The organism is Bacillus sp. SG-1 (assembly GCF_000181495.1).
GTDB lineage: Bacteria > Bacillota > Bacilli > Bacillales > Bacillaceae_B > Rossellomorea.
On sequence record NZ_ABCF01000093.1, the window covers coordinates 1 to 9,063 of the forward strand.

Annotated in this window: 7 protein-coding genes; 6 read left to right on the forward strand and 1 reads right to left on the reverse strand. The window is 44.7% G+C overall.

The genetic code is table 11. From position 1 onward, the window contains the following. Positions 1 to 9: 9 nt before the first annotated feature. The 6 genes from BSG1_RS17810 (at position 10) to eno (ending at position 7,439) form a co-directional block, all read left to right on the forward strand. Entirely contained in the window at positions 10 to 1,032 is a 1,023-nt protein-coding gene (locus BSG1_RS17810; protein ID WP_006838602.1) for a sugar-binding transcriptional regulator, read from the forward strand. 58 nt (positions 1,033 to 1,090) lie between these two features. After that, positions 1,091 to 2,098, forward strand: coding sequence for a type I glyceraldehyde-3-phosphate dehydrogenase (gap, locus tag BSG1_RS17815; protein ID WP_006838603.1), 1,008 nt, complete (start codon positions 1,091 to 1,093; stop codon positions 2,096 to 2,098). Positions 2,099 to 2,281: 183 nt separating this feature from the next. Beyond that, positions 2,282 to 3,466, forward strand: a complete 1,185-nt coding sequence (locus tag BSG1_RS17820) for a phosphoglycerate kinase (protein ID WP_006838604.1) — start codon at positions 2,282 to 2,284, stop codon at positions 3,464 to 3,466. A gap of 16 nt (positions 3,467 to 3,482) precedes the next feature. Further along, positions 3,483 to 4,244: a triose-phosphate isomerase gene (tpiA, locus tag BSG1_RS17825; RefSeq protein ID WP_006838605.1), complete on the forward strand. Its 762-nt coding sequence runs from the start codon at positions 3,483 to 3,485 to the stop codon at positions 4,242 to 4,244. Beyond that, positions 4,237 to 5,772, forward strand: coding sequence for a 2,3-bisphosphoglycerate-independent phosphoglycerate mutase (gene gpmI / locus BSG1_RS17830; protein WP_006838606.1), 1,536 nt, complete (start codon positions 4,237 to 4,239; stop codon positions 5,770 to 5,772). The genes tpiA and gpmI overlap by 8 nt, the downstream gene beginning before the upstream one ends. Positions 5,773 to 6,146: 374 nt before the next feature. After that, positions 6,147 to 7,439 (forward strand): phosphopyruvate hydratase, encoded by a 1,293-nt coding sequence (gene eno / locus BSG1_RS17835; RefSeq protein WP_006838607.1) that lies wholly within the window; start codon positions 6,147 to 6,149, stop codon positions 7,437 to 7,439. A 485-nt stretch (positions 7,440 to 7,924) separates the two neighbouring features. On the opposite strand, the gene fni is transcribed toward eno, so the two are convergent. Beyond that, on the reverse strand, positions 7,925 to 8,962 hold the full coding sequence (gene fni, locus BSG1_RS17840) for a type 2 isopentenyl-diphosphate Delta-isomerase (RefSeq protein ID WP_006838608.1): 1,038 nt from the start codon (positions 8,960 to 8,962) through the stop codon (positions 7,925 to 7,927). Between the last annotated feature and the right edge of the window lie 101 nt (positions 8,963 to 9,063).

Below are 9,063 nucleotides of genomic sequence, written 5' to 3' on the forward strand. Positions count from 1 at the left end.
AGCTTTTTGATGGAATCGATCATTGATATACAAAAACGATTATTACCAGACTTGCTCCAGGTTATGCAAAAAAGACATCAGATTCTTAAGTCGGTTCGGTTGATGCAGCCTGTCGGAAGAAGGAGCCTTGCCCAGACGCTCGGGATGACGGAAAGAGTCCTGAGAAGTGAAGTGGAGTTCTTGAAAGATCAGGATCTTATTGAGATTAAATCTTCAGGGATGATCATCACAGCCGAAGGGGAACTGCTTCTGGGAAAGACGGCTGACATGATGAGAGAGATAACGGGCATCGATTCGATGGAAAAGGAATTGAAGTCTTTACTCAATCTTCATAAAATTTTTATCGTTCCGGGGAATAGTGATGAGTCTCCCTGGGTAAAAGAAGAATTAGGCAGATCAGCAGCCCTGCGTATGAAAGACCTTTTGGTTGGAGATAATATCATCGCAGTAACCGGAGGATCTACGATGGCCGAAGTTGCTGAAAAGCTGACACCCGAATTTGCCAAAAGCGAAGTGTTATTCGTTCCGGCAAGAGGCGGTATCGGTGAGGATGTTAAGAACCAGGCCAACACGATATGTGCCAAAATGGCAGAGAGAACCAGTGCGAAACACCGGGTGCTCTATGTTCCAGACCAGGTCAGTACCGAGGTCTACAACTCTTTCATCAAAGAGCCTGATATCAAGGATGTATTGAGTCTGATCAAGTCAGCTAATATTGTGCTTCACGGGATTGGCGATGCGGTCACGATGGCCGAACGCCGTAAGACCAGTGAGGAAGTGCTGGGCAAGATTCTTGCAGGAAACGCAGTCGGGGAAGCCTTCGGTTATTATTTTAACGAGGAAGGCGAAGTCGTACATAAAGTGACGACTGTCGGCCTGCAACTGGAAGATCTTCGGGATAAGTCAAATGTCATTGCGGTCGCAGGCGGCCGTTCAAAGGCAAAGGCGATCAGGGCCTACTTCAAAAGCGTGCCTCATTCTACGATTCTCATCACGGATGAAGGTGCGGCGAAAGAGCTTTTAAAAGGATAATCCCTTTTGAAATATATTTTTAAAAATTTCCTTAACCATTTAAAGGAGGACTTTAATCATGACAGTAAAAATAGGAATTAACGGATTTGGACGTATTGGACGTAATGTTTTCCGCGCGGCATTAAACAACGATAATATCGAGGTAGTGGCAGTTAACGACTTGACAGACGCTAACATGCTTTCCCACCTTTTACAATATGACACTGTTCACGGAAAGCTTGATCAAGAAGTGAGCGTTGATGGTGATTATCTTGTAGTAGGCGACACAAAAGTGAAAGTATTGGCTGAGCGCGATCCAGCTCAACTTGGCTGGGGAGATCTTGGTGTAGACGTAGTAGTAGAATCTACTGGCCGTTTCACAAAACGCGCAGATGCTGCGAAACACTTGGAAGCAGGTGCTAAAAAAGTCATCATCTCTGCTCCGGCTTCTGATGAAGATATCACAATCGTTATGGGTGTTAACGAAGACAAGTACGATGCAGCGAGCCACGATGTAATCTCTAACGCTTCTTGTACAACAAACTGTCTTGCACCTTTCGCTAAAGTATTGAATGACAAATTCGGTATCAAGCGCGGTATGATGACAACAATTCACTCTTACACTAATGATCAGCAGATCCTTGACTTGCCGCACAAAGACTACCGTCGTGCGCGTGCAGCTGCTGAAAACATCATTCCTACAACGACTGGTGCAGCAAAAGCAGTATCTCTTGTTCTTCCTGAACTTGAAGGCAAGCTTAACGGTGGAGCAATGCGTGTTCCGACTCCAAACGTTTCTCTAGTAGACCTTGTTGCTGAGCTTGGCAAGGAAGTTACTGTGGATGAAGTAAACAGTGCTCTTAAAGAAGCTTCTGAAGGCGACCTTAAAGGTATCCTTGGGTACAGCGAAGAGCCGCTTGTATCTACTGACTACAACGGCAACCCTGATTCTTCTACAATCGATGCACTTTCTACAATGGTTATGGAAGGCAACATGGTTAAAGTTATCTCTTGGTACGACAACGAAAGCGGATATTCCAACCGTGTTGTAGACCTTGTTGGCTACATCGCTTCTAAAGGTCTGTAAGATATTAAATTAAATGTGATATCCTAAATGATGTAATGTGACATAATTTTAAGGGTTTTGTTGGATAAATTATGTCCCAGCATCTATAATGAAATGGGATGAAGGGGAGCGGGGAGGATTCCCCGCTCTTCTTTTATAAATAACGGGTTACTTGCCCGACTATCCAGAAGGAGGCCTTTTGAAATGAACAAACAAACGATCAAGGATATCGACTTGAAAGGCAAGCGTGTATTCTGCCGTGTAGACTTCAACGTGCCTATGAGTGAAGGCAACGTGACAGATGAGACGCGTATCAAAGCCGCACTGCCGACTATCCAATACCTATCCGAACAGGGAGCGAAAGTCATTCTTGCCAGCCACCTGGGACGTCCAAAAGGCCAGGTTGTGGAAGAATTGAGATTGACTCCTGTCGCAAAGCGCCTTTCCGAACTGCTTGGTAAAGACGTTGCGAAAACAGATGAAGCTTATGGAGATACTGTCAAAGCTGAAATCGAAAAAATGAGCGAAGGCGACGTATTGCTTCTTGAAAATGTCCGTTTCTATCCGGGCGAAACAAAAAATGACGCAGACCTTGCGAAAGAATTTGCTGCACTTGCAGATGTATACGTAAATGACGCATTCGGTGCGGCTCACAGAGCGCACGCATCTACTGCGGGAGTAGCAGAGCACCTTCCGGCAGCTGCAGGTTTCCTTCTTGAAAAAGAACTTGAAGTACTGGGTAAAGCATTAACAACACCAGAAAGACCTTTCACAGCCATCATTGGCGGAGCAAAGGTTAAAGATAAAATCGGTGTTATCGATAATCTTTTAGAAAAAGTGGATAACCTGATCATCGGCGGAGGACTTGCTTATACATTTGTAAAAGCACAAGGCCATGAAGTTGGGAAATCTCTTCTAGAAGAAGATAAAATCGACTTAGCGAAACAATTCATGAAAAAAGCAGAAGACAAAGGCGTCAAATTCTATATGCCTGTTGACGTGGTTGTTGCAGACGACTTCTCTAATGATGCCAACACGAAAGTTGTGCCAATCGAAGAGATTCCTTCTGACTGGGAAGCGCTGGACATCGGTCCTAAAACGCAGGAACAATATGCTAGCGTCATCAAAAATTCCCGTCTAGTCATCTGGAACGGACCAATGGGCGTATTTGAAATTGAAAAGTTTGCAAATGGTACGAAAGCCGTTGCGCAGGCTTTAGCCGATGCTGCAGATACATATTCTGTCATTGGTGGAGGAGATTCAGCCGCAGCGGTTGAGAAATTCGATCTAGCCGATAAAATGAGCCATATTTCTACTGGCGGCGGTGCTTCCCTTGAATTTATGGAAGGGAAAGAACTTCCTGGGGTTTCAGCACTTAACGACAAGTAAGGAAAGGATGAGAAGTATGCGTAAACCAATTATTGCAGGAAACTGGAAAATGAATAAAACGATGTCTGAAGCAAAGAAATTCGCTGAGGATGTTAACGGACTGGTTCCTTCTTCTGAAAAAGTGGAATCTGTGATTTGTGCACCAGCTCTTTTCCTGGAGCGACTTGTGGACATCACAAAAGAATATCAAGTAGAAATCGGTGCCCAAAACATGCACTTCGAAGAAAACGGCGCTTTTACGGGTGAAATCAGCCCTGCCGCACTACAGGATCTAGGTGTGAAATACGTTATTCTTGGACATTCGGAACGCCGTGAAATGTTCAATGAAACAGATGAGTCTGTCAATAAGAAGACGCATGCTGCATTCAACTACAACCTGACTCCGATCGTATGTGTCGGAGAAACATTGGAACAGCGTGAAGCTGACCAAACAAAACAAATCGTCGGCGACCAAGTGAAAAAAGCACTTGAGGGACTGACAGAAGATCAAGTGAAAGCAACTGTCATCGCTTATGAGCCAATCTGGGCAATCGGTACAGGCAAATCTTCAACTTCTGAAGATGCGAATGAAGTTTGCTCCCATATCCGCCAGACAGTGGCTGAACAATTCTCTCAAGAAGCTGCAGAAGCACTCCGTATCCAATATGGCGGAAGTGTAAAGCCAAACAACATCGGTGAGTACATGGCACAATCTGATATCGATGGTGCACTTGTAGGAGGAGCCAGCCTGGAGCCGCAATCATTCTTGCAGCTATTGGAGGCAGGTTCTAATGAGTAAGTCTCCTGTTGCTCTTATCATCTTAGATGGATTTGCATGTCGTGAAGAGGACAAAGGAAATGCCGTTACACAAGCAAAGAAACCGAACTTCGACCGTTACTGGAATCAGTTTCCTCACAGCACTTTGAAAGCAAGCGGTGAAGCAGTCGGCCTTCCTGAAGGACAGATGGGGAACTCTGAAGTCGGTCACCTTAATATCGGTGCAGGACGAGTAGTATACCAAAGTCTGACAAGGGTAAATGTTTCTATCCGCGAAGGCGAATTTGAGAAAAATGAAACTTTCGTGAATGCAATCGAACATGCCAAGAGTAAAAACAAAGCTCTTCATATCTTTGGATTGCTTTCTGACGGTGGTGTTCACAGTCATATTGAGCATTTGTTTGCGCTGCTCAGAATAGCAGCTGCTGAAGGACTAAAGGAAGTTTATGTACATGGTTTCCTGGACGGCCGTGATGTAGGGCCGAAAACAGCTGAAACCTACATCCTGCAAACACAGGAAGTTATGCGTGAGCTGGGAGTCGGCGAATTTGCGACAATATCCGGACGTTACTACTCCATGGACCGTGACAAGCGCTGGGACCGTGTGGAAAAAGCGTACCGCGCTATGGTCTATGGTGAAGGGCCTGAATACTCCAACCCGTTGGAGGTTGTTGTGGATTCCTACGATAATGGAATCTTCGACGAGTTCGTTCTGCCTTCTGTAATCAAAAGAGATAATGGTGAACCGGTTGCAACGATTGATGAAGAAGATGCTGTGATCTTCTACAATTTCAGACCGGACCGTGCAATCCAAATCTCAAATACTTTCACAAACGATGATTTCCGTTCTTTCGAAAGAGGGCCGAAGCATCCGAAAAACCTTCACTTTGTGTGTCTGACACATTTCAGTGAAACAGTTGACGGATACGTAGCATTCAAGTCGGTTAACCTGGACAACACGCTTGGTGAAGTCCTTTCGCAAAACAACTTGAAGCAGCTGCGCATCGCTGAAACGGAAAAATATCCTCACGTAACGTTCTTTATGAGCGGCGGACGTGAAGATGAATTTCCTGATGAAACAAGAATTTTGATTAATTCACCAGATGTCGCAACCTATGATCTTAAGCCTGAAATGAGTGCTTATGAAGTAACAGAGGCACTTATGGAAGAAATTAAAAATGACAGGCAGGATGCCATCATCTTGAACTTTGCCAATCCGGATATGGTCGGACACTCCGGAATGCTTGAACCGACCATCAAAGCGATTGAAACCGTAGATGAATGCTTAGGGCAAATCGTTGACCTGATCGTTGAAAAAGGCGGAACAGCAATAATTACTGCCGATCATGGAAATGCTGATGAAGTGGTTACACCTGAAGGAAACCCAATGACAGCACATACCACCAACCCTGTACCGGTCATCGTGACCAAAGAAGGTGTGTCACTAAGAGAAGGTGGAATTCTTGGAGACCTTGCACCAACAATGCTGGACCTGTTAAACCTTAACAAACCAGCTGAAATGACAGGCGAAACTTTAATTAAAAAATAGTAAAGTTGATTTAGAGCGATTTGCACTATTCTAGGGAAGGAAGACGCTCGAGTAATTCTGTGAGCAAGCTCCCCTCGGAAAGAAAGTGCATTTAGCCAATCAAATTTACTGGCTTGAAGTTAAAGCTGTTTTAAGAAAATATGGTTTTAACACAACCTTTATTGCTTAGTTTTACGAATGTTGATTGGAGCGGAAGGTGTCGACCTCCTGCGAGACTAGCGGGACAGGTGAGACCCCGCAGGCGAAGCCGAGGAGGCTCACCGCCCGCCCCGCGGAGTCGGCACCTGGAGCGGAAATCAACTAACTACATTCAACAAAGAAATAATATAAACGAAAAAGCCAATAAAATAACCCATTAAAAGGAGAGAATTTATATGCCATTTATTACAGATGTATATGCTCGCGAAGTATTGGATTCCCGCGGAAATCCTACAGTTGAAGTAGAAGTTTACACACAATCAGGTGCTTTCGGCCGCGCTTTAGTACCATCAGGTGCTTCTACAGGTGAATACGAAGCAGTTGAACTTCGTGACGGCGACAAAGACCGCTACCTTGGAAAAGGTGTACAAAAAGCAGTAGACAACGTAAACAACGAAATCGCTGAAGAAATCATCGGTATGGATGTGACAGATCAAGTTGCAATCGACAGAGCGATGATGGAATTAGACGGAACTGAAAACAAAGGTAAATTAGGCGCTAACGCTATCCTTGGTGTATCCATGGCTGTTGCGCGTGCTGCAGCTGACTTCTTCGGAGTTGAACTTTACCAATACCTTGGTGGTTTCAACGCGAAGCAGCTTCCAGTTCCAATGATGAACATCGTTAATGGTGGAGAGCACGCTGATAACAACGTTGACATCCAGGAATTCATGGTAATGCCTGTTGGTGCTCCTACATTCAAAGAAGGCCTTCGCATGGGTGCGGAAATCTTCCACAGCCTGAAAAGCGTTCTTAAATCTAAAGGCTACAACACAGCGGTTGGTGACGAAGGTGGATTCGCTCCTAACCTTAAATCGAACGAAGAAGCTCTTTCTACAATTATTGAAGCTATCGAAAAAGCAGGCTACAAGCCAGGTGAAGAAGTACTTCTTGCAATGGACGTTGCTGCTTCTGAAATCTATAACAAAGAAGATGGCAAATACCATCTTTCTGGTGAAGGCGTTGTCCGTACTTCTGCTGAAATGGTTGATTGGTACGAAGAAATGTGCAACAAGTATCCAATCGTTTCAATCGAAGACGGTCTTGATGAAAACGACTGGGATGGCCACAAGCTATTGACTGATCGCATCGGTAACAGAGTACAACTTGTAGGTGACGACTTATTCGTTACAAACACAAACAAACTTTCTCAAGGTATCGAGCAAGGCGTAGGAAACTCTATCCTGATCAAAGTTAACCAAATCGGTACATTGACTGAAACTTTCGACGCAATCGAAATGGCTAAGCGCGCTGGTTACACAGCAGTCATCTCTCACCGTTCTGGTGAAACAGAAGACAGCACAATCGCTGACATCGCTGTTGCGACAAACGCAGGCCAAATCAAAACAGGTGCTCCTTCACGTACAGACCGTGTGGCGAAATACAACCAATTGCTTCGCATCGAAGACCAATTGGCACACACTGCACAATACCTTGGAGCAAAAACATTCTATAACATCAAGAAGTAATAATGATGAGAGATCCGTCCACCTGGTGGGCGGATTTTTTTGTTTGTGGGTGCAGTGCTTTGATTGGGGTGGCAAACTAGAAGTAAGGATCTGAAAAACATCGGTTGTTAATAGACATCCGAAAGTATTGATAGGAGCCGTAAAGTTGTTAAAGACCCATCAAACTAGTTCATAGAACAGAAAGACCGGTTGATAGCATAACACACTGCCGCCAACCTAAAACAAAAAGGCTCTTTTCGTAAACTTTGTTGCTATTTAATACAAACTTTTAAAAATATCTACTTAATTAACCAGAAATAGCCTGATAAACAAGAAAGAAAAGAGCTAACTCACCTTTTCAGAGAAAAAAGCCCTTGTCTCCAAGGGAAAAATCCGGCTTTTTGGATTTTTCCGAGAGCAACAATATATACGAAAACAACGAACAAAAAAGAGACCAAAACCCCAATCGGATTCCGGCCTCCTTTGATATCTACTCCACTGCTGAACTAAACTTGTCTTAATGAATCTGTCCCTTTCAGCTGCTCAATCGAGTATACACCTATGCCAAACATAGCCGCACGCAGTTCAAATTCTATCTGTTGGAACTGTCCATCCAGCGCTTCTCCATCAGAGACTGCTGCACTTGGGAGGAGTGACCTGCCGAATCCGGCAATGTCTGCGCCTAATGCAATCGCTTTTGCTGCATGGACACCATTTTTCATTCCTCCGCTTGCAAACAGGGGTACTTCTGGAACATCTCTTCTTATTTGCAGCAGACTTTCAGCAGTTGGAATTCCCCACCCGCGGAAAGCTTCTGCAGCTTTTGCCCTAAGAGGATCTTTTGAGCGGTACGCTTCGACCTGAATCCACGAGGTGCCACCTGCCCCGGCCACATCGATAAAAGAGACCCCTGCCTCATACAGCCGGCGAGCGGTAGCGCTGCTGATTCCCATTCCTACTTCTTTTACCCCGACAGGGACCGGAAGAGATCTTGCCACCTTTTCAATTTTAGGCAGCAGGTCTTTAAAGTTCGTATCTCCTTCAGGCTGAAAAACTTCCTGCATGCTATTGAGATGAAGGATGATCGCATCCGCCTTAATGAGATCAACAGCACGCTGGCATTGTTCTACACCATATCCGTAATTGAACTGAACAGCCCCGATGTTTGCAAGGATAGGAATGGTCGGAGCATGTTTGCGTACATCATAAGTATAAGCAGTCTGTTCCTTTTCGATGGCTGTCCTCATTGACCCGACACCCATGGCCCATCCACGTTTTTCTGCGGTTTTTGCAAGCGTTTCATTAATCTTGGCAGCCGTTTCCGTCCCACCTGTCATTGAACTGATCAGAAACGGTACTTTCAGCTGCTTATCAAAAAGGCGCGTACTGAGATCGATCTCTTGAAAATCTATCTCTGGAAGGGCGTTATGTTGAAACCGGAACGATTCAAATCCGGTCGTCATTTCAACAGGTTCCACATCCTTCGATAAGCAAATATCAATATGTTCGGTTTTTCTTTTTTCTGTTATACTTCGCTTCTCCATATCAGTCAAGATAATCCCTCCTCTGTTGCTCCTGCAGGGTGAGCCTGAAATCAGAAGCGATTCCGATTGTACAAGTAGCAATCAACCACTAAACAACTTTA

Excerpts from the sequence above, each read along its gene's own strand:
- BSG1_RS17810 (WP_006838602.1), top strand. The coding sequence starts at position 10 with ATGGAATCGATCATTGATATACAAAAACGATTATTACCAGACTTGCTC.
- gap (WP_006838603.1), top strand. The coding sequence starts at position 1,091 with ATGACAGTAAAAATAGGAATTAACGGATTTGGACGTATTGGACGTAAT.
- BSG1_RS17820 (WP_006838604.1), top strand. The coding sequence starts at position 2,282 with ATGAACAAACAAACGATCAAGGATATCGACTTGAAAGGCAAGCGTGTA.
- tpiA (WP_006838605.1), top strand. The coding sequence starts at position 3,483 with ATGCGTAAACCAATTATTGCAGGAAACTGGAAAATGAATAAAACGATG.
- gpmI (WP_006838606.1), top strand. The coding sequence starts at position 4,237 with ATGAGTAAGTCTCCTGTTGCTCTTATCATCTTAGATGGATTTGCATGT.
- eno (WP_006838607.1), top strand. The coding sequence starts at position 6,147 with ATGCCATTTATTACAGATGTATATGCTCGCGAAGTATTGGATTCCCGC.
- fni (WP_006838608.1), bottom strand. The coding sequence starts at position 8,962 with ATGGAGAAGCGAAGTATAACAGAAAAAAGAAAAACCGAACATATTGAT.